This window comes from Brevibacterium ammoniilyticum (genome assembly GCF_038429965.1).
Lineage (GTDB): Bacteria > Actinomycetota > Actinomycetes > Actinomycetales > Brevibacteriaceae > Brevibacterium > Brevibacterium ammoniilyticum.
The window spans coordinates 44,799-69,031 of record NZ_BAABNP010000012.1; the positions used below are offsets into that span (position 1 = coordinate 44,799).

Sequence of the window (24,233 nt, forward strand, 5' to 3'; positions counted from 1 at the left end):
TCTAGATCACATCACAAATCGTGTCAATCCCTTTTTCGAAATCTCTTCGAACGTCGAACTCATTGAGTTGAGGACGCTCAGTCGTTTTCGGCGATCAATCAGCAGGCTGAAGGGGCAGCCCCGGGCGCCTTCGTCCGCCCCGTTACCCCTCACTCGTGGACAGAATCGCCCGCGCACTCACCCTTCGCGCATGAGCAGTCCCGGCAGCTCGGACATCGAGTCGAAGGTCGCATCGGCACCGGCGGCGAGCAGGACCTCCGGCGTCTGATGCACCGGCGACGGCGGGCAGAACCCGAAGACGTACGATCCCGCAGCCCGCCCCGCGATGACTCCGGTCGGGGAGTCTTCGATGACGGCCGCCTCGGCGGGATCGACATCGAGAGCATGCGCGGCGGCGAGGTAGACGTCGGGGGCCGGCTTCGACCGGGGAAGCTCCATACCGGAGAAGATCCGACCCTCGAAGGCGTCGTAGAGGCCGATCTTCTTCAGCTGCAGCTCGATCTTGGGTCGGTCCGCGCTCGACGCGCACGCGAGCTTCCCCGGGTAGACCGGCTCGAGCAGTCGCACGGCCTCGACGACGCCGGGAATCGCCTCGAGACGGGCGTCGAGTTCGACGTTGCGTCGGCGGCGGAACTCGGTGAGCCAGTCGGCGTCGATGCGGTAGCCGGTGTGCTCCTCGATGACGTCGGCCTCGTCGCGCAGCATCTTGCCGACGAATCGGGTGACCGCTTCCTCGGGCGAGAGGTTCCATCCCAGTTCGGCGAGCATCGTCCGCAGCACCCCGTTGGTGATGCTCTCGGAATCGACGAGGACGCCGTCACAGTCGAACAGCACGGCAGCGAATTTCGGGCTCAGATCCATGGCTCGATTCTGTCATCCCCGCCGAGGTGGCACCGCCGAGGTGCGCCCGCGGAGGTGGTCCTGGCTCCGTCGCGGTGGCCCAGGATACGCCGAGGTGGCACCGTCGAAATGGGACCGGCCCCGCCGAGGTGGGTCCGCCGAGGTGGGTCCGCCGAGGTGGGTCCGCCGAGGAAGGTCCGCCGAGGTGGCCCCGAACCCGCGGGAACCGCGCCGCCCACTCCCAGGTCAGACCGGGTACGCCGACCACAGCAGGGCCGCCGAACCCAGCGCGCAGCCGATGATGACGAGGCCGAAGAGCGTCAGCCAGCCGCCTGCCGGCACCGCCGATCCGCGACTGAGGATATAGGCATCCGACTGCTGGACGTTGCGCCGGCGCGTGTGGACGCGGATGACCTTGACGAGGTCCTTGAGCGAACCGAGGGCGAGCGCGACGCCGAGGCCCGCGACGAAGACGGCGATGCCCTCGCGCGGGAGGAAGACGACAAGGAGCTGCGCGGCCACCGCGGTGCACACCGCGATGACGACGCCTGAGACGTTGCGGATGAAGATGAGGGCGACGAGCAGGACGAGCGCACCGAGTGAGAGCGCGAGGGGCGCCCAGCCGTAGATCGCCGAGGTGATGAGGACGAGCCCGAGCACCGCCGGTGCCGGATATCCCCAGAATCCCGCCCACGTCGCCGAGAACCCGACCCGACCGAACGAGTTCATCTGCCCCGAATGGTCGAAGTTGAGCGAGATCCCCCGCACGATGCGTCCGGTCATGAGCGCGGCGAACGCGTGCCCGAGCTCGTGGACGAAGGTGACGAAGAGCCCGAAGAACCGCCAGATCGCCGGGGTCATCGTGATGACCAGGGGCACGCCGAGGATGATGAGCAGCTGCACGGGCCCGAGCTCGAGCCCGTCCCCCCGTCCGAAGCCCGTGGTGATGGCCGTCCACCACGTGTCAACGCCCTGTCTGAGATCCATCGTCACCTCGTCTTCGGCCCGGTCGCCGGTGAGATCGTCGGCGGAGCCTGCACACACTCCCGCCTGAGCACCCCAGTCTAGGAACGGAATCTGAGTGACCTGTTCAGGAGATCGCCAGCATCGTCTCGGGAACGGCTGTGCCTCGTCTCGCCACCATCGGCTCAGCATCGGATCGCCTCCATCGGCTCGGCATCGGCTCAGCATCGTCCCTGCCACACCGCCTCCGCGCATCCGCGCATCCGCGGCCACACCGTCCCACCTCGGCGACAAGGCGTCTTTCTTCCGGTCGACCGGGGGCCTGTCGAAGAACGCGGAGCTTCGCCGTCTACGATGGAAGCGGATCAGCCCAGACGATGAGGAGTCCCATGCCCCGCTCTCGCGCGTTCGCCCAGGTCGATGTCTTCTCCCGCGTTCCCTTCCGGGGCAATCCCGTCGCCGTCGTCCTCGACGCCGAGGGTCTGAGCGATGAGGACATGGCGCGGTTCGCGAACTGGACCAACCTCTCGGAGACGACGTTCGTCCTCCCACCCACCGACGACCGGGCCGACTACCGGCTGCGCATCTTCACCCCCTCCCGCGAGCTTCCCTTCGCCGGTCATCCGACGCTCGGGTCTGCCGCGGCGTGGCTGGCCTCCGGCGGGACCCCGCAGCGCGCCGACTCCATCGTCCAGGAGTGCGGGGTCGGCCTCGTCGAACTCCGACGCGGATCAGAGAGCGGTCCCCCTGCCGGCTCCCCCTTCACCGCCGAACTCGCGTTCGCGGCCCCCGACCTGCTCCGCTCGGGCCCCCTCGACGAGGAATTCGTCGCGCAGATCGCCACGGCCCTGGGCATCGACCGGGCCGAGATCCTCGATCACGCGTGGGTCGACAACGGCCCCGGCTGGGCGGCCGTGCGCCTCGACTCCGCCGAGAAGGTCCTCGCCCTCACCCCCGACTTCTCCGCGATCCCGGATGCCAAGCTCGGCGTCGTCGGCGCCCATCCGGCCGACTCCGAGCACGAGTACGAGGTGCGCGCCTTCGTCCCCGGCGTCGGGGTCGCCGAGGATCCCGTCACCGGCAGCCTCAACGCCTCGGTCGCCCAATGGCTCACGGGCCAGGGCCTCGTCCCCGACTCCTACACCGCGACCCAAGGCACGGCGATCGGCCGCGCCGGAGTCATCTCGATCAGACGCGAACCCGTCGAGACTCCAGCCGCCGAGGCGAGCACCGCCGAACCGACCGACGCCGAAGCTCCCGCCCCAACCATCTGGGTCGGCGGACCGACGACCGTGTGCATCACCGGCACCGTGGTCGCGTGAGGATCCCCCGATGACGCAGCCGCAGAATCAACCGCAGCCGCACCAGCGCCCCGCGACCGAACTCCCTCTCTCCCGCATCCACGGCCGCGCCTACTTCGCGGTCCAGGCGATCGCCGGCGCCGCCTGGTGGCTCGGCGTCTTCACGGTGACCGCCGTGCGCACGGCGACGCTCGGATCCCTCGATCCGGTCCTCGTCGCCGCCGTCGACATCCCGCTCTTCGTCCTCGCCTCCGCAGCCGTCGCCCTAGGTCTGCGCCGGGCCGTGTGGGTCGCGGTGCCGTGGACGATCCTCGTCGCTCTCGGCATGGCCGTCTATGCGACCGTGACCACCGAGGCGGGCCTCGGCGCCGTCCTCATGATCGCCGCCGCAGTCGCGAGCACCCTCGCCGGCCTCCTCGTCCTCACCGGCCGCGTGCCGACCGAGAGGCTCCTCTTCGGCCCGTTCTCCTTCCGCAGCTCGGGCACCGAGGACCAGAATTCCCTGCTCGTGCGCACCGGCCTCCAACTCGTCGTCTTCTGGGGTGTCTTCCTCGTCGTCATCCCGTGGATCCTCGCAGCGCTCGAGGAGCGGTGGGGGCTCGACGTGAAGTTCCCCGTCCTCGTCGTCGTCGCCGGCTTCGCCCTCCTCGTCCTGGCCAGCGCCCTGGGCATCTGGTCGGCGGTGACGATGGCGCGCTTCGGCGGCGGCACGCCCCTGCCCGCCGAGATGGCCAACCGCCTCGTCGACGACGGCCCCTACCGCTTCCTCCGCAATCCGATGGCCGTGGCCGGGGTCGTCCAGGGCGTGGCGATCGGGCTGTTCGTCGAGTCATGGTTCGTCATCGCCTACGCGATCGCCGGGTCCCTACTGTGGAATTGGATGATCCGCCCCCACGAGGAGGCCGACCTCCGCAGCCGCTTCGGTGAGGACTTCGACGACTACTCCGCCGAGGTGGCCTGCTGGGTCCCGCGGCCCCGCACCTGAGAGGAACCCCATGGTCACCTTCACCACGACGCTCATCAGCAACGGGAACAATGTCGGCATCGAGGTCCCCGAGGAGGTCGTCCTCGGCTTCGACGCCGGCCGACGCGTGCCCGTGATCGTGACGATCAACGGCTACTCGTACCCGTCGACGACCGCGGTCATGGGCGGGAAGCACCTCATCCCGCTCGCGAAGGCGCATCGGGAGGCCGCCGGTGTCGCGGGCGGCGAGACCCACGAGGTCACCCTCGTCCACGACACTTCGAGTCGGGACACTCCCGTCCCGGATGATCTCGCCGAGGCGCTCGACCGCAGCCGTGTCCGCGACGCCTTCGATGCGCTGGCTCCCTCGAAGCGCAAGGAGCACGTCCGGCAGGTCACCTCGGCAAAGGCTCCCGAGACCCGAGAGCGGCGGATCGCCAAGATCGTCGACTCCCTGACCGCCGGCGCATAGCCCCCGGAACCCGAGCCTGACCGCTCAGCCGTCGTGGACGGTGACCGCGTAGCCGTCGGGATCGGCGAAGGTGAAGGTCTGTCCGAAGGGACTCGGCGCCGGGGCCCGGAGGATCTCGACCCCCGCCTCGGCGAGGGAATCGTGCAACTCTGCGGCATCCTCGCACTTGAACCACAGCGCCACCCCGTTGCCCGGCCTCGGACCGGAATCGAGGTCGACACCGGGCAGAGGTTCGCGCACGGCGAAGGGGATCGGCTCGGTCGTGAAGACGACGGCCCCGGGCGGGCTCGCCGGTGCACGGGTGAGCCCGAGACGGGTGGTGTAGAAGTCCGCGGCAGCCTCGATGTCTCGGACCTGAAGGGCGACGAAGTCGACTCCTGTGACAGTCATGATCTCTCTCCTCTGTCGTCGTTGGGGCTCTGTCCTCGATGAGGATTCTTCTCAACGAGAATCAATATGTCAGGTTTCTGACATCTCGAATGTATGTCAGACTACTGACATGAGTCAAGACCTTCCGCGCCTCGAATCCCTCATCGGCTATCAGCTCAAGCATCTCCAGTCCCTGCTGCGGGCCCGCATGGAGGAGGTGCTGCGTCCGCTCGAGCTCTCGACGCCGCAGTACGCGTGCCTCGAACTGCTTCGGCGCTCCCCCGGGGCGTCGAACTCCGAGCTCGCGCGCGGGGCCTTCGTCACGCGGCAGGCGATGAACACCCTGCTGCGCGGACTGCAGGAGCGCGGTCTCGTCACCCGGCCGAGCACTGTCGACACGGGTCGGGCGCGTCCGACGACGCTCACTCCCGAAGGCGAGCAGCTCCTCGACGAGGCGGTCGCAGCGGTCGCGGGGATCGAGGAACGCCTGGTCAGCGGCTTGGATGAGGATGCGCAACGCGGCTTCGCCGAGGCCATTGAGTCGTGCATCGAGGCGCTGCAGGACTGAGGCGCTGAAGAGCTGAGACGCTGGAGGGCCGACCTGCTCGAAGGGGCGCTCAGCACACGACGAACTTGGCAGGCTCAGCGCACGACGAACTTGGCAGGCTCAGCGCACGACGAACTCGGCGGGCTCCCTCTCAATGCGCTGGGGCGACAGGAGCATGACGAGGAGGGCGAGCGCGGACCCGAGGCCGGCCCCGAGCGTGTTCGTCACGAGGTCGCTCACCGTCCCGAAGCGGGTCGGGGAGAGCAGGGTGAGCTGTGCGCCCTCGATGAGGCTCGTGAAGACGGCGCCGGCGACCCAGCCGATCCACCAGCGGCGCTCACCGAGCTGAAGGGCGAGCAGGAAGCCGAAGGGCACGAAGAGGCCGACGTTGGCGAGCATCTCCACGCGTTCGTAGGTCAGCCACGCGGTCGCCTCGTGGGAGGCGAAGAAGCTGAGCAGGCGGGCGATCGGGGAGCCGGGAGACGTGTCGAGCTGTCGCGGGGTGAGCGTGACGAGCCCGATGAAGGCCGTGTAGAGGATGAGCAGGCCCAACGGGACCGAACGCACGCGTTGCCTGAAGCCTGTCATCGCCGTCCACGATACCGGGCGAGCCTGAGACGGCGCGCTCACGCGAAGCGCGCGCTGAGGTCGGCGACCCGCCGTGACCGGTCGGCGACCTTCATTCGCCCCGCGCGTTCGAGCAGGCTCATCCCGTGCAGCGCACCCCAGAGCACCTCGGTCGCGGTGTCCTCGCCGACGACCTCGGCGATCACCGTGAAGGCGTCCCTGAGTTCGGGTTCATTGTCCTCTTCTGCGAATCGCGCTCCGATGGGCTCGGCGAACATCGCCTCGTAGACGGCCGGGTGCGCGTCGGCGAAATCGAGGTAGGCGTGGGCCAGCGCTGCGATGAGGGCGCGTCGATCGCCTCCGGACTCGTCTCCCGCCGCGTCGATCGCCGTCCGACACCGCTGCCGGAGGTCAACGAATCCCTCGAGGGCGACAGTGCGCATGATCTCCGCCTTGCCGCCGGGGAAGTGCCCGTAGAGGACCGGCTGCGAATAGCCGATCGCCTCGGAGAGCCGTCGGGTCGTCACCGCCGACCAGCCTGCGGAGTCCGCGCTGGTGCGGGCGGCTGCGAGGATCGCGGCGCGCCGCTCGTCGAGTCGTGTCTGTCTGTCGGTCACCGCCGCCCCCTCCCCTGGAATCCTTGCATCGACGACCTCCGCGCTCTAATCTAGCATTGCTAGATCGTCTAGCGCTGCTAGATTGTCGGTCGTGCCGGATCGGAACTGTCGAAGAATCGGCATCCAGAAGTCGACGCGGGGGTCGCGACGGTATAGCGGAATCGCCGACATCATCCGAACCAGCACTCGCCAGTGGAAGGACAACACCGTGGACGTCATCCTCGGAATCCTCGCGACGACGACCGTCGGCATCATGGTCGGCGTCGAACTCGCCGTCGCCGTCGTCGTCAATCCGATCACCCTGCGCCTGCCCGCAGGCCCATCGCTGAGCGCGCGGGCCGACGGTGCGCGGATGCTCGGGGCGTCGATGCCCGTGTGGTACATCGTCTCGCTTGTGCTCACGAGCGCGTTCGCGGCCCTGACCTGGGGATCGGCCTCGGCGTCGACGGCCGCGATCGCCGCCGTCCTCCTCGCCGTCAGTGTCATTATGTCCGTGACATTGCTCGTCCCGATCAACAACCGCACCAGGACGTGGACCGCCGAGGCCCATCCGACGGACTGGCGCGAGCAGGTCCGCCGATGGGACCGGCTCCACATCGTCCGCGTCGCCGTCATCGTCGCCGCCTTCGCGCTGCTCGCCTCGGCGGCGACGATCCTCTGACCGGCACTCCGGCCTCAGGGCACGCGACCCTCAGGGCACGCAGCCCTCAGACCCCGGCTGCCACCTCGGCGTCGTTCAGGGTCGCGATGTCGATGACGGCGCGGAAGTAGACCTCACCGGCGACGACCCGGTCGTAGGTGGAGTCCGCCTCGGTGATGCCGATCGTCTCGATCTGGGCGGCGATGCCGTGCTCGGCGCAGAAGTCGAGCATCTCCTGGGTCTCGGCGATGCCGCCGATGTTCGATCCGGCGAGCACCTTGCCGCCGCCGATGAGCGAACCGAAGGAGAGCTCCTGCTTGTTCGGCGGCAGGCCGACGACGGCCATGACACCGCGCGGGGCGAGGAGCCGCAGATACCGGTCGACGGGGATGTCGGCGCTGATCGTGTTGAGGATGAGGTCGAATTCGCCGCGGTGCTCGGTGAAGAAGTCCTCCTCCGCCGTCGAGAGCATCCTGGCCGCCCCGAGGTCGATCGCGAGCTGCTCCTTCTTCAGCGACCGGGAGAGCACGGTGACGTCGGCGCCCATGGCCGCGGCGATCTGCACGCCCATGTGTCCGAGACCGCCGAGGCCGAGGACCGCGACCTTCTTCGGCTTGCCGTCCTTGAGCTCGCCGGCACCCCAGCGGTGGAGCGGGGCGTAGGTCGTGATGCCCGCGCACAGCAGCGGGGCGGCGACGTCGAAGTCGAGGCCGTCGGGGATGCGGAGGACGAACCGTTCGTTGACGACGACCTTCTCCGCGTAACCGCCCTGCGTGACCGTCCCGTCGACGTCGGTCGAGTTGTACGTGCCGACATTGCCGATGAGGCAGTTCTGCTCCTGGCCGGCGAGGCATTCGGCGCATTCGCCGCACGAGTTGACGAGACAGCCCACACCCACGCGGTCGCCGACCTTCCAGTCGGTGACCTCGGAGCCCACGGCCGAGACGACGCCGGCGATCTCGTGGCCGACGGTGAGCGGGAAGCTCGCCTCACCCCATTCGTTGCGGATCGTGTGGATGTCGCTGTGGCAGATGCCTGCCGCCTTGATGTCGATGACGACGTCGTCGGGGCGGGGGTCGCGGCGGTCGATCTCGGCGACGCGGAACGGCTGGTCGGGTCCGGTCTTCTGCAGTGCCTTGACAGTGATCGACATAGGTTCCTCCAGTGCTCGAGACAGGGGTTCGTGCGGACTCCGCACACACTACATCCTGCCGCTGACATGTCCCCCTGCGTCAAGGCCCGGCTGCTTCGCCGCCGCCCGTTCCCCGATCGTCAGGTCCAGGGGGAAGTCGACGGGGGCACCGGAGAAGAGGAGCCTGCCCGCCGAGGCGGCCGCCTCCCTGATCGCGTCCGCGGCGGCATCGGCGTGCGCCTCCGGGGCATGGACGATGACCTCGTCGTGGAGGAAGAAGACGAGGTGGGCGCGCCGAGAGAACACCGGCCCCGAGGCGGTCGCGGGCGAGTCCTCGATGGCAGGCAGGCGGGCGAGCCGCAATCGGAGGTCCGCGAGCCAAGCGAGCGCCCATTCGGCGGCGGTGCCCTGGACGACGAAGTTGCGGGTGAAGCGCCCCCAGTCGCCGGCGGCCCGACGGGCCCGGTTCTCATCGTGCGGGGTGGCATCGATCTGGTCGGCCCGGGCCTGGACACGCCTCCAGCCCTCTCCGGGTTCCGGGGAGGTCCGTCCGAGCCACGTCGTCACGACTCCCCCACGGCGGCCCTCCTCGGCGGCGGTGTCGACGAGGCGCATCGCGGCGGGGAACGACTGGCGCAGGCGGGGCACGAGGCGACCGGCCTCCCCGGTCGTCGAGCCGTACATCGCCCCGAGGACGGCGATCTTCGCCTCCTGCCTCGTGGCGACGATGCCCTCGTCGACGAGGCCGGAGTAGAGGTCGCGGCCGGACCCGGCCTCGGCCATCGCCCGGTCGCCGGACATCGCGGCGAGCGCCCGCGGTTCGAGCTGAGCGACGTCGGCGGAGATGAGCGTCCACCCGTCGTCGGCGCGCAGTGCCGGTCGGAGCTGCCGGGGGATCTGCAGGGCGCCGCCGCCGCTGGCAGCCCACCGTCCGGTGACGACGCCGCCGGGGACGTAGACGGGGCGGTAGCGGCCCTCGGCCACCCATTCATCGAGCCAGGCCCAGCCGTTGGCCGAAAGCAGGCGGGCCATCCTCTTATAGCGCAGCAGCGGTTCGATCGCAGGATGCGTCGATTCGGCGAGCTCCCACTTAGAGGTCGAGGACACGTTGATCCCGGCGTTGCGCAGGGAGGTGAGCAGTCGGGTCGGGGAGTCGAGGCTCGCCTGCGGGTCGTCGAGGGCGGCGCGGACCTCCTCGGCGGCGACGAGCATCTTCGCAGGCTTCCCTCCGGCACCGGGTTTCGGGCCGAGGAGATCGTCGAGGATCCGTTCGTGTTCGGCCACGTCCCACGGGACGCCTGCCGCGTGCATCTCGGCGGCGACGAGGCCGCCGGCGGATTCCGCGGCGAGGAGGAGGCGCAGCCGTCCGGGACCGGTCGCAGTCCCGACCGCCGCCTGTTGGCGGGCGAATTCGGCGAGCGCGGCGTCGATGCCGTGCGGCACCTCCTTCACGTGTCCGCGTCCTCCCGCGACGTCGAAGAGGGTCTCAGCCTGCCCGGCCTCAGGTGCGGTGACGGGGCCTGCGTCCCACTCGTCCGACGAGGCGAGCGCCGAGCGGTCGGTGACGAGGGAGGACCGGGCGAGGATCGCGTGGGCGAGCCGGAGGTCATGGGCACGGTCGATGCGCACGCCGGAGGCGAGCAGAAGCGGATACCACTTCGGGGTGTCGCTGACGACCCACCTCGGCGGGGAGGACGGTCCCTGACGAACTCCGGAACCCTCAGCACCGCCCTCACGGTCACGGACGAGGTCGGGCAGGGCCGCCTCGGCGAGGGTCGTCCGTCCGATCTCCTCACCGTCGGGCCCGAGGTCGACGACGGTGACCCGATGGTCGCGCACCACGGGCGCATCCGCCGCCGATTCCGCGCGACCGAGCACCGTCCACGCAGGCGTCGGCGCGGACTCGGAGGGCATGATCCAACCCTACTGCGCGGCCCTGACGCGGCCCGCCTGAGCATGATCTCGAATATTCTTGCCGCAGATGTCGAAACCAGCCGGGCTCGGTCGTCTCACCGATGAGCGACCGAACCACGGTCGCCGGAACGGCTGCACGACGCAGCAGAGGAAAGGAATCGATCATGCGCTACTCACTCGTCTTCCACGCCCCCGAACCCGGCGCAGGCGCCCCGCAGCCCTCGGCCGAGGCGATGGAGGAGATGCAGCGGCTGATGACGGACTACGCCGATGCCCTCGAAGCGGCCGGCGTCTTCGTCGCCGCCGAGATGCTCGCACCCCAGTCCGCGACCGTCACCGTCACCCGCCGCACCGGCACCGTCGTCATCGAGGACGGACCGTTCGCCGTGACGAAGGAGGCCCTCGCCGGCGTCTTCGTCATCGACGTCGAGGACCGCGACGCGGCGCTGGCCTGGGCCGAGAAGTTTCCCGGCACCGCCTACGGGGTCATCGAGGTCCGTCCCGTCGCCGTCGCCTATATCGACGGCGCATGGGTGCAGTCGTGAGCCGCTGATGGCGATCACCCCGGAGGAGCGGGCGATGATCGTGTCCCAGGATGCCTGGGGCAGGATCATCGCCCTCCTCGCCGCTGCCGACGGCGACATCGCCGGAGCCGAGGACGCCCTGGCCGCCGCCCTCGAGAAGGCCGTCCGCACATGGCCGGTCGACGGTGTGCCCGAGAATCCGCAGGGATGGCTCTACCGGGTCGCCCGCAATGCGCGCCGCGACGTGTGGAAGTCGGCAGCGACGCGGACATCGGTGGCCTTCTCCCCCGACATCCACGACCGTCCCTCCCTCGCCGAGGCGGCCGACGGCGTCGATGTCGACGCCCTTCCCGATCGGCGCCTCGAACTCCTCGCCGCGTGCGCGCATCCGAAGATCGATCCGCCGACGCGGCCGCTGCTCATGCTCTCGGCCGTCCTCGGCATGACCGGGGCGCAGATCGCCGCGGCGATGGCCCTGCCGGCGGCGACCGTCTCGGCGCGGCTGACCCGGGCGAAGAAGCGGATCGCGGCCTCGGGCATCGGATTCGAGCTGCCCGACCGGTCGAGCATGCCCGCGCGACTCGAGGCGATCCTCGAGGCGATCTACGGGGCCTTCGCGATCGAGTGGGTCCATGCGGCCGCGGAACCGCGCGCGGGGACGACAGGGGAGGCGCTCTTCCTCTCCCGACTCGTCGCCGAACTCTGCCCCGACGACGCCGAGTCCCACGGCCTCGCGGCCCTCCTCCACCTCTCCGGCGCCCGTTTCCCCGCCCGACGCGACGCGGCCGGAGCCTTCGTCCCACTGGCCGAGCAGGATCCGGACCGCTGGGATGCCTCCCTCGTCGCCCGCGGCGAACACCACCTCCGGGCCGTCCACTGGTGCGGGTCGGTAGGGCGGTTCGGCCTCGAAGCAGCCATCCAGATCGTCCACATGTCAGGCATCCGCCGGGGTCGGACCGACTGGCCGGTGCTCCTGCGCCTGCATAACGATCTCGAGGCGATGGCGCCGACGCTCGGCGGCGCCGTCGCCCGCAGCGCCGTCATCGCCGAGATCAGCGGCCCCGACGCCGGCCTCCGGGCCCTCGATCACGCAGGGGACACCGCGAGGGTCGCTGGGTATCAGCCCGCGTGGACGCTGCGAGCCGATCTGCTCCGCAGATCCGGTCGGAACGCCGAGGCGCGGGAAGCGGTGGCGCGCGCGATCTCCCTGACCACCGACCCCGCCGAACGTGATCACCTCACGGACATCGCGCACCGCCTCGGCGAGGACTGACTAGACCTCCGACGGGCGGAGCACCGTGGTCCCGGAGGTGCCGGTGAGGACGATGAGGCCGGATTCGATCCGCAGCTCCGAGTAGTCCAGGGGCCACTGCCCGACCGTCTTGCCTTCATCATCCCGGATGACGAGTCCATCGCTGGTTTCGAAGAGCAGCAGCGAGCCGTCGGTGCTCACTCCTACGAGGCCGAGGATGCCTCCCGGCAGGTCCTCGAGCTCACCGGCCTGGGTGAAGGTGCGTCCGTTCTCGGCTTCGAAGAGCGCGGGCGTCCCGTCGGCGCTCACGCCGACGACGGTGCCCGCCTTCCGATGGTCGGCGACGGGGAAGGTCACCCCGCGGTAGGGCTGCGGGACGAACGGGTACTGGGAGATGCCCTTCGTCCGGTCGACCTCGTTGCCTCGCAGGTCGTAGTACGCGTATTCGGGGTCGGTCTCCTGGATGTTCTGCACATAGCCGTCGCTGGCCCACGTGATGTCGAAGGCATCGGGCACCGATCTCCTCATCGTTACCGCGCCCTTGTTCGCGTCGATGACGGAGATCGGTCCTCCCAGGCGCTCCGTCACGCCGAGGAAGCCGTCGGCGAGGACGGTCACCGTCGCTCCGCTTGCGATCGGCAGTCGCCACACCTCGTCCTCACCCCGCAGACCGACGATGTCGGAGTCGGTCAGTTCGGCGACGAGCATGTCATCGACCCAGGTCAGCGGTGTCACCCCTGCTGCACCCGGACTGACGCCGAGCTTCTGCCGCTCACGTCCCGTGGCCGGATCGAACAACGACCACCTCGGATTCTCGGTGCCCTGTGCGGTGCCGATGAGCACCGCCGCCGGACGGTTGGTTTCGGCCTCGGGGGGCAGGAACGATTTCCGATCGCACGTCGCATCCTCGAGCTGCCATTGCACCGCCCCACCGGTGAGAGCCCGGCCGAACACCGTCGACGTGCCCACCGGTCCGCGCTGGAACTCGACGACCACATCGTCGGTCACGGCGCAGATCTCGTTCGGCGTCGCGTACTGGTCGCCGAGCCCCGCGGCATAGGCGGGATCGAACCACGCGCCTTCGTTCCCCTCAGGAGATAGCTGCAGATCCGCCTCCGGCGGCAGGTCCGGATCGTTCGGACTCGAAGGGGTGCAGCCGGTCAGCGCGAGACCGAGCACGACGGCGATCGCGGCGGCGAGCGCGCCGATCGTGCGGACGGCGGGACGGGTCGAGGTCATGGAAGCGAATCTATCCTCGGATCCGGTCTCAGCGCTGCCGGCGGTGTTCCGATTCCGGCACAGAGCCGGGTCCGGAACGGGTCCGGGTCCGGAACAGCACTGCTTCCGGCGCAGATCCGGGTCCGGAACAGCTCAGCTTCCGGCGCAGCCTCACCCGAGCGCGAGGGCGAGCGCGAACCCGAGCACGGCGACGATGCTGCTCACGCATCGGATGAGGTTCCAGCGGTTCCACCTCGCCTCGAAGCCCACTCGCGCAGCTGAGCAGTCAGCGTTCGTGTCGATCGTCGCTCGGACGAGTCGGGTGTTGAGCGGGACGTTGACCGCCATCGTGATGAGCAGGGAACCCAGTGACCCGCCTGCGCCGACCCAGAGGAGGACCATCGCCGTCCCGTCGACCGGCGTCCCGCTCGCCGTCCCGACCGCTGCGGTCGCGAGTGCCGTGACCGGGGCGGCGAAGAACACCGTGAGGAACAAGGGTCGGAGGATCGCCTCGTTGATCGCGCGGAATCCGTGGACGAACTCCTCGTCGCTCAGCCGGCGGTAGGCCGGGGAGACCGCGCAGACGAACGCGAAGAGGAGTCCCGCGAGGAGTCCGTTGACCACGACCGCCGAGGCGGCGAGCAGTGCCGTGATCATGACCGTTCCCCTATCCCATCGTCAGTCCCGTCGCCGGCGCCGAGGAGTCCTGCGATCGTCTCCTCGATGGTCGTGTCCACGGTGACCGACCGATCCCCGCGGGGTGCGAGGAGCCCGGCCTCGTCGGCGCGGTAGAGCTCGGCGAGGCTGCCCGCGACATGCGGACGGAAGCCCGCCTCGGTCAGCGCCCCCGCCCACGCGGGCTCGGGGACGAGCTCGACAGTGAGCGCACGCCCGAGACCGCGGCCGAGCACCTCGGCGACCTCCCGTTCCGTCCGGGCGGGACCGACGACGTCGACGGCCTCGCTGACCTCCGGCGGGCCGAGCAGGAACCTGGCGGCGAGCGCACCGAGGTCACGGGTCGCGACCATGGGCACGGGCACCTCGGCGGAGGAGGCGAAGACTGGGTAGAGCCCGGTGGCCCGGGCGAGGTCGATGACGTCGGAGACCTTCTCCTGGAAGTGCCCCGAGCGCAGCGCGGTGAGTCTCGTGCCGGACGCCCGCAGCGCCTCCTCGAGGCGGTGGAGACCCGTGATCGGGCCCGTGCCCGTCGCAAGGTCGGCCCCTCCCGAGGAGAGCATGACGACGTGGGGCACGCGTGCCCGGGCGACGGCGCCCGTGATGCTCGCGATGAGCCGGTCGGCGTGGGCGTCGAGGTCGTCGGCGCCGAGATCGAAGGGAAGGAGTGCGAAGAAGCCGTCCGCTCCGCGCAGCGCCGCGCTCAGTCCCTCCTCGTCGTCGAGTCCGGTGACGACTGCCTCGGCGCCGGCAGCCTCCCAGTCGGCGGCATCGTCGGGACGGCGCACGAGGACGCGGGTGTCCGCGCCTGACTCGAGCAGTGTGCGGGCGGCGGCGGATCCGACGCGTCCGGTGGCTCCTGCGATGACATACATGGTCAGTCCTCTTCTCTGCTGCTGTGAACCAATCTGCCTGCACCTCCGACGCTACGGAGCATTCCTCGGTCGATCCATGCCCGCACGACCACACTTCTTGCCCGATCGTCCGAACCAGGCGGACGATCGGTGGGATTCTGTGCGACGATGCGGCCATGGGAACGGACACCCGCAGTGCCGCCGTCAGGCCTCCAGGAGGTGCGGACGACCGGCTCGCGCGCCTGCTCGCGAACCTGCGGATGCGCTCGACCTTCTACTGCCACGCCGAGTTCGGGGATCCGTGGTCGCTCGAGATGCCCGCGATCGCCGACTCGGTGAGCTTCCACGTCCTCATCGCCGGCACGTGCTGGCTGCGTCTGCCCGGTCAGGAGCCGATCGAACTCGCCGCCGGCGACCTGGCTCTCGTCCCCCACGGAGCCGGGCACGATCTGCTCAGCGACCCCGACGCCCCGCGCGGACCCCGCGTCGACCTGCTGCCCCAGGACTGCCTCGGCGAGAGCTACTCACGGCTGCGCTACGGCGGACCGGGGAGGACCACGACGCTCATCTGCGGGGTCGTCGGCTTCGACGATCCGGCCGCACGGGAACTCATGCGGGCCCTGCCGCCCGTCCTCCACGTCGGTGGGGACTCCGTCGCCGTCGCGTCCTCGGTGCGTGAGACCCTGCGCCTCATCGCCGCCGAGCTCGCCCACCCGCTGCCGGGGGCGGAGACCGTGGCGACGAGGCTCGCCGACGTCCTCGTCGTCCAGGCGATCCGCTCGTGGATGAACTCCGACGCCGAGGCGAGCGCCGGCTGGCTGCGGTCCCTCCAGGACGAGCGGATCGGCCGGGTCATCGAGGCCATCCACGCACGTCCGGGCGACGAGTGGACACTCGAGCGGCTCGCGACGGTCGCCGCGATGTCTCGGTCCTCGCTGTCCGCGCGGTTCGCCGAGCTCGTCGGGGAGGCGCCGATCGCCTATCTCACCCGGTGGCGGATGAGCATCGCCGAATCCCGGCTGAGGGACACCGACGTCACCGCGGCTCGCCTCGCCGGGGAGCTCGGCTACCGCTCGGAGGCCGCGTTCAACCGCGCCTTCACCCGGCAGGTCGGCCTCACCCCGGGTGCCGTGCGGAGGAAGAGCGTCCGGTGACCGGGCATGCGAAGAGCCCCTCACCGGATCCCGTAGGACCTGGTGAGGGGCTCTCGTCCGCTGGTGCGCGAGGGGGGACTTGAACCCCCACGACCTTGCGATCACTGGCACCTGAAGCCAGCGCGTCTACCAATTCCGCCACTCGCGCGAACAAGAGAAGACTCTAGCACCGCCGCCCGGCTTTGCGGAAACCCACGGCCCCCGGCGGAGCATGATTTCACCTGAATGCAGGCAAGATCACATTCCGCACCCTTGCGGTGACCCCGCCGAGGACCCGATCGCGACCGCTCGTGCGCTCCGCCGATCCGCACGCACACCCGCCATCGCGAGCTCCCATCCGACCGCGACGATGCACGCGTCCGGCCGCTCCTGCCAGGCTGAACGCGCACGGTGAATCCCCGCCGAGGTGGATCCCGCTCGGCCTGCGAACGTGAGTTGAGGCCGCCTCCGCGTTAGGATTGGGTGTTGGTGTACCCGAATCGGCGCCCCGCGTCGGACTCGGTCACGCCCGCACAGAACCGCAGGACAGACCATGTGCCAGGGTTCCGGCCACCGGCCGAGCACGAGCCCGACCACGACAATGACGGACGAGGACTAAGGAGGTGCCATGGGGATTCTCGATCGCTTCGAGAAGGGACTGGAGAACGTCGTCAACGGCGCCTTCGCGAAGGCCTTCCGCTCTCAGGTCGAACCCGTCGAACTCGGCGGCGCACTGCGCCGTGAGTCCGACAACAAGGCCGCCGTCGTCTCGCGCGGCCGCACCCTGACGGCCAACCACTACACGATCGAACTCTCGCCCGCCGACTTCGAACGCCTCTCCGGCATCGAATCCGAGCTGCGCGCCGACCTGCGTCAGGTCATCGGCGACCACGCGATCGAGCAGGCCTACAGCTTCGTCGGACCCGTCTCCGTCGACTTCGCCGAGGCGGACGACCTCGACACCGGCATGTACCGCGTCGTCTCCTCGACGCAGCGCCCCGACGGCTCTCCGGCCGCGCAGCCGGCCAACCGCGGCGGCTACGACCCGGTCTCCCGCTCCCACAGCATCGTCGAACCGGCCCCGAGCTCCGGCTCGCGCCCCGTCGCCGCACCGCGGCGGACCCCGGAACCCGCGCGCGCCTCGACCCCGATCCGTCCCGCAACGCCTGCTCGACCCCGCACGATCGAGGCGAGTGTGACGATCCACGGGCAGACCTACCCGCTGCGGCAGGGCTCGAACGTCTTCGGCCGCTCCTCGAACAGCTCGGACTTCGTCATCGACGACCCCGGCGTCTCCCGTCGGCACTTCGAGATCGTCGTCGAAGGCGACCATGCGATCGCGAACGACCTCGGCTCGACCAACGGCACGCTGCTCCATGGACGCAAGCTCACCTCGGCCAACCTCGGCAACGGCGACGTGCTCACGGCCGGCGACGCCGAAGTGCGCTACACCGAACAGGACTCTCTGTGAGCGAATTCACCGTCACCGTCTTCCGGTTCGCCTTCTTCGTCATGCTCTGGCTCTTCGTCTTCGGCGTGGCAGGCGTGCTCAGACGCGACATCTTCGGCGCCAAGCGCGGACCCCGCAAGTCCCGCAAGGCCAAGGCGGCCAAGGACTCCGGCAGGCAGTCCGCCCCGGCTCCCAGCCGACCCGCACCGGCCCCCACTCCGACCCCGGCACCGATCCCGCGCGCCAATCCCGGGTCGATCCGGGTGACCGTGGGACCGCTCGCCGGCACCTCGCTCATCCTCTCCGGGGCACCCGTGACCTTCGGCCGGGCACCGGACAACACGATCGTCATCAATGACGACTTCGCGTCGAGCCATCATGCCCGGATCATCGCCCGCGGCGGCGCCTGGGTGCTCGAGGACCTCAGCTCGACTAACGGGACCTTCGTCGACGGTTCGCGGATCACCGCCCCCGTCGACCTCGGCATCGGCAACCAGATCACCATCGGACATACGACGTTGGAGACCCAATCGTGACGACCGACGGAACGATCACCCTCCGCTCCGCCGCTCGGTCGCACACCGGGCTCGTGCGCAAGAACAACCAGGACTCCGGCTACGCGGGTCCCAACTTCCTCCTCATCGCCGACGGCATGGGCGGACACGCCGGCGGCGACGTCGCCTCGGCGATCACCGTGGCCCGCCTGGCCGAACTCGATGAGAACATCGCCGGCGACGACGCCCTCGAACTCCTCCGCGCCTCGATCCTCGACGCCAACGACCGCATCTGCCGCGGCGTGGCCGAACAGCCCGAACTCGCCGGCATGGGCACGACCGTCACCGCCCTGCTGCGCGCCCCGGGCAACCGCTTCGCCCTCGCCCACATCGGCGACTCCCGCGGCTATGTCCTCCGCGACGGCGAACTCCACCCCGTCACCCACGACCACACCTTCGTCCAGATGCTCGTCGACGAAGGTCGCATCACCGCCGATGAGGCCGACACCCACCCGCAGCGCTCCGTGGTCATGAAGGTCCTCGGCGACGTCGGCACCTCCCCCGACCTCGACCTGTCCCTGCGCGAGGCCTACGTCGGCGACCGGTGGATGCTCTGCTCCGACGGTCTCACCGGATTCGCCGACATCGGCGACATCACCCGGGTCCTCGCCGAGGTGGCCGACCCCGACGAAGCGTGCCGCCAGCTCATCGACCTGGCTCTGGCCGGTGGGGGCGCCGACAACGTCACCGTCGTCATCGGCGACGTCATCGCAGGCGAGGTCGACGTGCCGCAGGGCATCTCCGTCGGCTCCGTCCACGTCAACCCCCAGTACGCGTCGATCGGCACCCGCCCCGAGGGCGAAGCTCCGACCGCGCAGCACGACTTCGCGAGCAGCGACGTCCCCACCGACACCGTGCCGCTGCAAGCCGTCACCGACGGCGCCGCACCGGGCGAGTCCGGGCAGGAGCCCACCGCCGAGATGCCGGCGGGGTCCCTGCGCACCGCCGTGGACACCGAGGACGAGCCGGCGGGCGAGGACGACCTCGACGGCGAGGAGGAGAAGGAGAAGCGCTCCTACCTCGGATGGATCATCGCCGCCCTCGTCGTCATCGCACTGGCCGTGGGCGGCTTCTTCGCCTTCAACTACATCAACAACCATTACTACCTCACGAGCGACAACGGACGGGTCGCCCTCTACCGCGGCCTCGACACGACGCTCGGACCCATCGAACTCAGCCGCCTCGAGGACACCACGGACATCCAGGTCGAGGCGCTCAATGCGTTCTCGCAGGACCGCCTGCGCGGGTCGATCCAAGCCGACTCCCGGGAGGAGGCCGACCGGATCATCGACAACCTCCGGCAGGAGGCCGAGAGCTCCGGGACCGTCTCCGGCAACGCCGAGGACGCGACGAACCCGAGCGACCCGGCCCCGTCGCCGCCGGGCGGGCAGAGCGCGGAGCCCAGCGACGCGATCACCCAGGAGTCGCAGTGATGTCGGACTCCGTCTCCCAGGCAGTCCGGCCCAGGCCCTACCGCCTGGCCGAGCTCGGTCTGCTCATCCTCGCGATCGCCGCCTCCTCGAGTGCCTACGCCCTCGTCGGCCTCGGCGTCGACGACGCGATCCCCGACGACACCGTCCAGTACATGGCATGGCTGACGGCCCTGGCCCTCATCGTCCACGTCGTCGTGTGGTGGAAGGCGAAGTACGCCGACCCCGTCCTCGTCCCCATCGCCGTCCTCCTCAACGGCATCGGGCTGGCGATGATCCACCGCGTCGACCTCGGCCGCGTCGAGTTCAAGAACAGCGCGACCCAGCAGCTCATCTGGATGACCCTCGGGGTGGCACTGGCCGTCCTCGTCCTCGTCCTGCTGCGCGACCACCGGTGGCTGCGCCGCTACACGTACGTCTCCGGCTTCCTCGCCCTCTTCTTCCTCCTCCTGCCGCTCGTGCCCGGTCTCGGCCGCACGATCAACGGCGCCCGCATCTGGATCGGCATCGGACCGCTGTCCTTCCAGCCCGGTGAGATCGCGAAGATCCTCCTCGCGATCTTCTTCGCCGGCTACCTCGTCAGCTTCCGCGACCAGCTCGTCCTCGCGGGGCCGAAGATCCTCGGCATCCGCTTCCCGCGCCTGCGCGACTTCGGGCCGATCATCATCGCGTGGGTCGCGAGCGTCGGCATCCTCGTCTTCGAACGCGACCTCGGCACCTCCCTGCTCTTCTTCGGCCTCTTCGTCGCGATGCTCTACGTCGCGACCTCGAAGGTCTCGTGGATCATCATCGGCCTGAGCTTCTTCGCCGTCGGCGCCGTCATCGCCACGCTCATGTTCTCCCACGTCCAGCAGCGCATCGACGGCTGGCTGGGCGCACTCACCCCGGAGGAGTTCAACAAGACCCCGGGCGGGTCCTACCAGCTCGTCCAGGGTCTGTTCGGCATGGCCAACGGCGGCCTCGTCGGCACGGGACTGGGCGAGGGCCGACCGAACATGGTCCCCTACGCGGAGTCCGACTTCATCTACGCAAGCCTCGGCGAGGAGCTCGGCATGGCCGGCCTCTTCGTCATCCTCCTCTGCTACCTCCTCATCTTCGAACGCGGCATCCGCACCGCGCAGAAGCTGCGCGACGGCTTCGGCACCCTGCTCGCCGCGGGCCTGTCGTTCACGATCGCCCTCCAGGTCTTCGTCGTCGTCGGCGGCGTCACCCGCCTCATCCCGGTCACGGGTCTGACCACGCCGTTCCTCGCCCAAGGCGGGTCGTCCCTGGTCGCGAACTGGGTGATCATCGCCCTGCTCCTGCGCATGTCCGACAACGCCCGCCGCCCCGTCGAGGAGTTCCACACCGGAGTCCTGCGCATCACCGAGGACACCACGTCCGCCTCGGCGAAGAAGCGCAGCACCGACGATGACATGGACGATTCCCCCGCCGAGGCGGTCCCCGGATCCGTGGACTCCGACGAGGCGGTCACGACGAACCTCAGCACGCGCGGACCCGGCGACTCGGGCCAGGGAGGTCAGCGATGAAGAAGTCACTCACGCACATCGGCGTCGTCGGATTCGTCATGTTCGCCCTCCTCTTCGCCTCGACGAGCTGGGTGCAGTTCGTCACCGCGGACTCGCTCAACGCCAATCCGCTGAATACACGCCAGATCCTCGACCAGCTCTCCCGCGACCGCGGGCCGATCCTCGTCGACGGCACCCCGATCGCCTACTCCGTGCCGGTGGACGACAAGTACAAGTACCAGCGCAAATACGGCTCCGACGGCCTCGACCCGAGGGCGTACGCGTCGATGACCGGCTACTATTCGATCGTCTCGGGCGCCTCCGGCATGGAACGTGCCGCCGGCGAGTACCTCTCCGGTGAGTCGGATGCGCTCTTCTACGACAAGGTCGGCAGCTTCTTCACCGGCGAACAGCCGCGTGGTGCCGCCGTCGAGCTCACCGTCGACCCGAAGGTCCAGGAAGCCGCCTGGAAGGGCCTGGGCAACCAGAACGGTGCGGCCGTGGCCCTCGACCCGAAGACGGGCAAGATCCTCGCGATGGCCTCGACCCCGGGCTGGAACCCCAACCCGATCGCCAGCCACGACTCGAAGGAGGCCCGGGCGGCGTTCGAGAAGCTCGACAACGCCCCGGACAACCCGGCCTACAACCGGGCGATCGGCGGCAACCTCTACCCGCCGGGATCGACGTTCAAGGTCCTCGTCGCCGCAGCCGCCCTCGAATCGGGCAACTACACCCCGGATTCGCGCCTCAACGGTCCCGCGACCCTCGACCTGCCGCAGACGACGGCGACGATCAGCAACTCCCATGCCGGCGCCTGCCGGGGCGGGGGCAAGCCGACGCTCGCGCAGTCCCTCGCGGAATCGTGCAACACCTCGTTCGCCTCCCTCGGCATGGACCTCGGGGAAGACGCGATCGCCGAGCAGGCGAAGAAGTTCGGCTTCGGTCAGGACCTCAAGATCCCGCTCACGGTCACCCCGTCGACGTTCCCCTCGGGTCTCAACCCGCCGCAGCTCGCGCAGTCCTCGCTCGGTCAGTACGAGGTCCGGTCGACGCCGATGCAGATGGCGATGATGACCGCGGGCATCGCGAACGGCGGCTCGATGATGAAGCCCGAGCTCGTCAACCGGGTCCTCAACGCCGACACCCTCGAGCCGATCACCGAGACCCGCCCGACGGAGCTCTCCCGCCCGGTCTCGGGTCAGACGGCCGAACAGCTCAACACGATGATGCAGGGCGTCGTCACCGACGGCACCGCCTCGGTGGCGAAGATCCCCGGCGTCAAGGTCGCGGCGAAGACGGGCACCGCCCAGCACCAGAAGGGTGCGGCGCCGCATGCCTGGTTCATCTCCTTCGCCCCCGCCGATGATCCGAAGATCGCCGTCGCGGTCGTCGTCGAGAACGGCGGAAACGCGGGCAACGAAGCATACGGTGCGACGGTCGCGGGACCGATCGCCAAGGACATGATGGAAGCGGTGGTCGACAAATGAGGCCGAGCGAAGGCACGCAGCTGGGCAACCGGTACACCCTGACCTCACGCATCGCCGTGGGCGGCATGGGCGAGGTCTGGAAGGGCGTCGACTCCGTCCTCGGCCGCGAGGTCGCGGCGAAGATCCTCAAGGAGGAGTACCTCTCCGACTCGACGTTCCTCGCCCGCTTCCGCGCCGAAGCGCAGAACATGGGCCGCGTCTCCGACCCGGGCATCGCCGGGGTCTACGACTACGGCGACGAGCAGGGTTCGCCGTACCTCGTCATGGAGTACGTGCCCGGCGAACCGCTGTCGACGATCATCGAACGCAGCGCCCCGCTCTCGGAGACGGACACCCTGAGCATCGTCGCGCAGGCCGCGCAGGCGCTCGGCGCCGCGCACAAGGCCGGTGTCGTCCACCGCGACATCAAGCCCGGCAACATCCTCATGACCCCGGACTTCCGGGTGAAGATCACCGACTTCGGCATCGCCCGCGTCACCGACCAGGCGCCGCTGACGAAGACCGGCCAGGTCATGGGCACCGCGCAGTACCTCGCCCCCGAACAGGCCACCGGCAAGGGCTCCGGCCCGGGCTCCGACCTCTATGCGCTCGGCATCATCGCCTACGAGGCACTCGCCGGCCAGCGTCCCTTCACCGGGGACTCGCAGGTCTCGATCGCGATCGCCCAGGTCAACCAGCAGCACCCGCCGCTGCCGACGACGGTGTCCGAACCGGTCCGGCGCTTCGTCGACTCCCTGCTCGAGAAGAAGCCCGAACGCCGACCCGACGATGCGATGGCCGTGTCGAAGGCCGCCGAGGCGATCGCCGCCGGTGACATCGCCGGCGCCGAGGCGATCCTGCCGCAGATGAGGCACGGCAACGCCGCCTCGGAGGCGCTCACGCAGGTCTTCAGCGAACCCGAACCCGTGCCCTCGACGCAGGTGCTGCCGACCACCTCGAGCAATGACGCGACCCGTGTCTACAGTGCCGACGGTCCCGGCGGTCCGGGAGGACCGGTCACCGGGTACAACGGCGCCGTCGACGGCGACGACCCCGACGGGCAGACCGAGGAGAAGCAGTCGAAGAAGGGCAAGATCCTCATCTGGGTCTTGGCGATCCTCGCCCTCATCGCCGTCGGCGCCCTGCTGTGGTTCTTCCTCGGCGGCCGCGGCGAACCGACGCCGACTCCGAGCACGAGCGCCCCCACGACCTCGCAGGCCCCTGCCGAGGTCGAGATCGATCGCAGCGACTACATCGGCCAGTCCGAGTCCTCGGCGACACAGAACCTCGAGGACAAGGGCCTCAAGGTCGAGACGGAGACGATCGACTCGTCCCGTGCCGCGGGCACCGTCGCCGACGTCGGCGAGGCACCCGGCGGCGGCTACACGTTCACCGAGGGCGACACCGTCACCCTCTACATCTCCGCCGGCAGGCAGGAGCAGCCCGCCCCGCGGCCGACGCGGACCTCGGGCTCGAACTCCGGCTCCGATTCGGGTTCGAACTCGAACTCCGGCTCCGATTCAGGCTCGAACAGCGGCTCGAACTCCGGGTCGAACTCCGGCTCGGGCAGCAGTTCGAACTCGAACTCCGACTCCAACTCGAACTCGGGATCCGGTTCGGGTTCGGGCAGCGGGTCGAACTCGAACTCCAACACGAACTCCGGCAGCAGCTCGAGCTCGAACTCCAACACGAACTCGAACTCCGGCTCGAACTCGGGCTCGAGCAGCGACAGCAACTCGGGTCAGGGCGGCAACGACGGCCAGAACGCGGACACGTCAGGTGACGACGGGTGAGAACGACGACCAGGAAACACGCCCCTGCAGGGGTGACATACGCGGAGGAT

24 protein-coding genes and 1 tRNA gene are annotated in these 24,233 nt (G+C 69.5%); 14 read left to right on the forward strand and 11 right to left on the reverse strand.

The window, feature by feature from the left end; translation table 11 throughout:
* Nucleotides 1-177: 177 nt before the first annotated feature.
* Together AAHA49_RS13850 and AAHA49_RS13855 are read right to left on the reverse strand one after the other, a co-directional pair.
* On the reverse strand, nucleotides 178-861 hold the full coding sequence (locus tag AAHA49_RS13850) for an HAD family hydrolase (RefSeq protein ID WP_342038691.1): 684 nt from the start codon (nucleotides 859-861) through the stop codon (nucleotides 178-180).
* Between the two features lie 225 nt (nucleotides 862-1,086).
* The gene (locus tag AAHA49_RS13855; protein WP_339391123.1) at nucleotides 1,087-1,827 is read right to left on the reverse strand and encodes a M50 family metallopeptidase; all 741 of its coding nucleotides are present in this window, start codon (nucleotides 1,825-1,827) and stop codon (nucleotides 1,087-1,089) included.
* Nucleotides 1,828-2,192: 365 nt separating this feature from the next.
* Between AAHA49_RS13855 and AAHA49_RS13860 the strand changes: the two genes are divergently transcribed.
* From AAHA49_RS13860 to AAHA49_RS13870, 3 genes are read left to right on the forward strand one after another with little or no spacing between them, the layout of a single operon-like run.
* Nucleotides 2,193-3,125 carry a PhzF family phenazine biosynthesis protein gene (locus AAHA49_RS13860; protein WP_339391122.1) on the forward strand — a complete coding sequence of 311 codons (933 nt, stop codon included), beginning with the start codon at nucleotides 2,193-2,195 and terminating at the stop codon, nucleotides 3,123-3,125.
* A 10-nt stretch (nucleotides 3,126-3,135) separates the two neighbouring features.
* The gene (locus AAHA49_RS13865) at nucleotides 3,136-4,089 is read left to right on the forward strand and encodes a methyltransferase family protein (protein ID WP_339391121.1); all 954 of its coding nucleotides are present in this window, start codon (nucleotides 3,136-3,138) and stop codon (nucleotides 4,087-4,089) included.
* 10 nt (nucleotides 4,090-4,099) lie between these two features.
* Nucleotides 4,100-4,540 (forward strand): YdeI/OmpD-associated family protein, encoded by a 441-nt coding sequence (locus tag AAHA49_RS13870; RefSeq protein WP_339391120.1) that lies wholly within the window; start codon nucleotides 4,100-4,102, stop codon nucleotides 4,538-4,540.
* A gap of 24 nt (nucleotides 4,541-4,564) precedes the next feature.
* Here AAHA49_RS13870 and AAHA49_RS13875 read toward each other — a convergent pair whose 3' ends face one another.
* Nucleotides 4,565-4,930, reverse strand: coding sequence for a VOC family protein (locus tag AAHA49_RS13875; RefSeq protein ID WP_339391119.1), 366 nt, complete (start codon nucleotides 4,928-4,930; stop codon nucleotides 4,565-4,567).
* A gap of 109 nt (nucleotides 4,931-5,039) precedes the next feature.
* Here AAHA49_RS13875 and AAHA49_RS13880 point away from each other — a divergent pair, with 109 nt between their 5' ends.
* Complete coding sequence (locus AAHA49_RS13880) at nucleotides 5,040-5,477, forward strand: MarR family winged helix-turn-helix transcriptional regulator (protein ID WP_339391118.1); 438 nt, start codon at nucleotides 5,040-5,042, stop codon at nucleotides 5,475-5,477.
* Between the two features lie 99 nt (nucleotides 5,478-5,576).
* On the opposite strand, the gene AAHA49_RS13885 is transcribed toward AAHA49_RS13880, so the two are convergent.
* Together AAHA49_RS13885 and AAHA49_RS13890 are read right to left on the reverse strand one after the other, a co-directional pair.
* Nucleotides 5,577-6,044, reverse strand: a complete 468-nt coding sequence (locus AAHA49_RS13885; RefSeq protein WP_339391117.1) for a VanZ family protein — start codon at nucleotides 6,042-6,044, stop codon at nucleotides 5,577-5,579.
* 38 nt (nucleotides 6,045-6,082) lie between these two features.
* The gene (locus tag AAHA49_RS13890) at nucleotides 6,083-6,640 is read right to left on the reverse strand and encodes a TetR/AcrR family transcriptional regulator (protein WP_339391116.1); all 558 of its coding nucleotides are present in this window, start codon (nucleotides 6,638-6,640) and stop codon (nucleotides 6,083-6,085) included.
* Nucleotides 6,641-6,848: 208 nt separating this feature from the next.
* Here AAHA49_RS13890 and AAHA49_RS13895 point away from each other — a divergent pair, with 208 nt between their 5' ends.
* A complete protein-coding gene (locus AAHA49_RS13895) occupies nucleotides 6,849-7,301 on the forward strand; it encodes an anthrone oxygenase family protein (RefSeq protein ID WP_339391115.1) in 453 nt (150 codons plus the stop codon).
* A gap of 46 nt (nucleotides 7,302-7,347) precedes the next feature.
* On the opposite strand, the gene AAHA49_RS13900 is transcribed toward AAHA49_RS13895, so the two are convergent.
* Together AAHA49_RS13900 and AAHA49_RS13905 are read right to left on the reverse strand one after the other, a co-directional pair.
* On the reverse strand, nucleotides 7,348-8,433 hold the full coding sequence (locus AAHA49_RS13900) for an NAD(P)-dependent alcohol dehydrogenase (protein WP_342038692.1): 1,086 nt from the start codon (nucleotides 8,431-8,433) through the stop codon (nucleotides 7,348-7,350).
* A 48-nt stretch (nucleotides 8,434-8,481) separates the two neighbouring features.
* The gene (locus AAHA49_RS13905; RefSeq protein WP_342038693.1) at nucleotides 8,482-10,326 is read right to left on the reverse strand and encodes a bifunctional 3'-5' exonuclease/DNA polymerase; all 1,845 of its coding nucleotides are present in this window, start codon (nucleotides 10,324-10,326) and stop codon (nucleotides 8,482-8,484) included.
* Nucleotides 10,327-10,490: 164 nt separating this feature from the next.
* Between AAHA49_RS13905 and AAHA49_RS13910 the strand changes: the two genes are divergently transcribed.
* Both AAHA49_RS13910 and AAHA49_RS13915 read left to right on the forward strand, forming a co-directional pair.
* Entirely contained in the window at nucleotides 10,491-10,871 is a 381-nt protein-coding gene (locus AAHA49_RS13910; RefSeq protein ID WP_342038694.1) for a YciI family protein, read from the forward strand.
* 7 nt (nucleotides 10,872-10,878) lie between these two features.
* Complete coding sequence (locus AAHA49_RS13915) at nucleotides 10,879-12,123, forward strand: RNA polymerase sigma factor (protein ID WP_342038695.1); 1,245 nt, start codon at nucleotides 10,879-10,881, stop codon at nucleotides 12,121-12,123.
* Here AAHA49_RS13915 and AAHA49_RS13920 read toward each other — a convergent pair whose 3' ends face one another.
* From AAHA49_RS13920 to AAHA49_RS13930, 3 genes are all read right to left on the reverse strand, one after another.
* Entirely contained in the window at nucleotides 12,124-13,341 is a 1,218-nt protein-coding gene (locus AAHA49_RS13920) for a hypothetical protein (protein WP_342038696.1), read from the reverse strand.
* Nucleotides 13,342-13,491: 150 nt separating this feature from the next.
* Nucleotides 13,492-13,977: an anthrone oxygenase family protein gene (locus tag AAHA49_RS13925; RefSeq protein ID WP_342038697.1), complete on the reverse strand. Its 486-nt coding sequence runs from the start codon at nucleotides 13,975-13,977 to the stop codon at nucleotides 13,492-13,494.
* The gene (locus tag AAHA49_RS13930; RefSeq protein WP_342038698.1) at nucleotides 13,974-14,870 is read right to left on the reverse strand and encodes an NmrA family NAD(P)-binding protein; all 897 of its coding nucleotides are present in this window, start codon (nucleotides 14,868-14,870) and stop codon (nucleotides 13,974-13,976) included. The genes AAHA49_RS13925 and AAHA49_RS13930 overlap by 4 nt, the downstream gene beginning before the upstream one ends.
* A 155-nt stretch (nucleotides 14,871-15,025) precedes the next feature.
* On the opposite strand from AAHA49_RS13930, the gene AAHA49_RS13935 reads away from it, so the two are divergent.
* On the forward strand, nucleotides 15,026-16,003 hold the full coding sequence (locus AAHA49_RS13935; RefSeq protein WP_342038699.1) for an AraC family transcriptional regulator: 978 nt from the start codon (nucleotides 15,026-15,028) through the stop codon (nucleotides 16,001-16,003).
* A 61-nt stretch (nucleotides 16,004-16,064) separates the two neighbouring features.
* Here AAHA49_RS13935 and AAHA49_RS13940 read toward each other — a convergent pair.
* Nucleotides 16,065-16,151 (reverse strand) — tRNA-Leu (locus tag AAHA49_RS13940).
* A 459-nt stretch (nucleotides 16,152-16,610) separates the two neighbouring features.
* On the opposite strand from AAHA49_RS13940, the gene AAHA49_RS13945 reads away from it, so the two are divergent.
* The 6 genes from AAHA49_RS13945 to AAHA49_RS13970 are packed head-to-tail and all read left to right on the forward strand — an operon-like array spanning nucleotide 16,611 to nucleotide 24,183.
* The gene (locus AAHA49_RS13945) at nucleotides 16,611-17,453 is read left to right on the forward strand and encodes a DUF3662 and FHA domain-containing protein (protein ID WP_342038700.1); all 843 of its coding nucleotides are present in this window, start codon (nucleotides 16,611-16,613) and stop codon (nucleotides 17,451-17,453) included.
* A complete protein-coding gene (locus tag AAHA49_RS13950) occupies nucleotides 17,450-17,968 on the forward strand; it encodes an FHA domain-containing protein FhaB/FipA (protein ID WP_342038701.1) in 519 nt (172 codons plus the stop codon). The genes AAHA49_RS13945 and AAHA49_RS13950 overlap by 4 nt, the downstream gene beginning before the upstream one ends.
* Nucleotides 17,965-19,419, forward strand: a complete 1,455-nt coding sequence (locus AAHA49_RS13955) for a protein phosphatase 2C domain-containing protein (protein ID WP_342038702.1) — start codon at nucleotides 17,965-17,967, stop codon at nucleotides 19,417-19,419. Before AAHA49_RS13950 ends, AAHA49_RS13955 begins: the two co-directional genes overlap by 4 nt.
* Complete coding sequence (locus AAHA49_RS13960) at nucleotides 19,419-20,945, forward strand: FtsW/RodA/SpoVE family cell cycle protein (RefSeq protein ID WP_342038703.1); 1,527 nt, start codon at nucleotides 19,419-19,421, stop codon at nucleotides 20,943-20,945. The genes AAHA49_RS13955 and AAHA49_RS13960 overlap by 1 nt, the downstream gene beginning before the upstream one ends.
* Nucleotides 20,942-22,411 carry a peptidoglycan D,D-transpeptidase FtsI family protein gene (locus AAHA49_RS13965; protein ID WP_342038704.1) on the forward strand — a complete coding sequence of 490 codons (1,470 nt, stop codon included), beginning with the start codon at nucleotides 20,942-20,944 and terminating at the stop codon, nucleotides 22,409-22,411. The genes AAHA49_RS13960 and AAHA49_RS13965 overlap by 4 nt, the downstream gene beginning before the upstream one ends.
* Complete coding sequence (locus AAHA49_RS13970; protein ID WP_342038705.1) at nucleotides 22,408-24,183, forward strand: protein kinase domain-containing protein; 1,776 nt, start codon at nucleotides 22,408-22,410, stop codon at nucleotides 24,181-24,183. The genes AAHA49_RS13965 and AAHA49_RS13970 overlap by 4 nt, the downstream gene beginning before the upstream one ends.
* The last annotated feature ends 50 nt before the right edge of the window (nucleotides 24,184-24,233 follow it).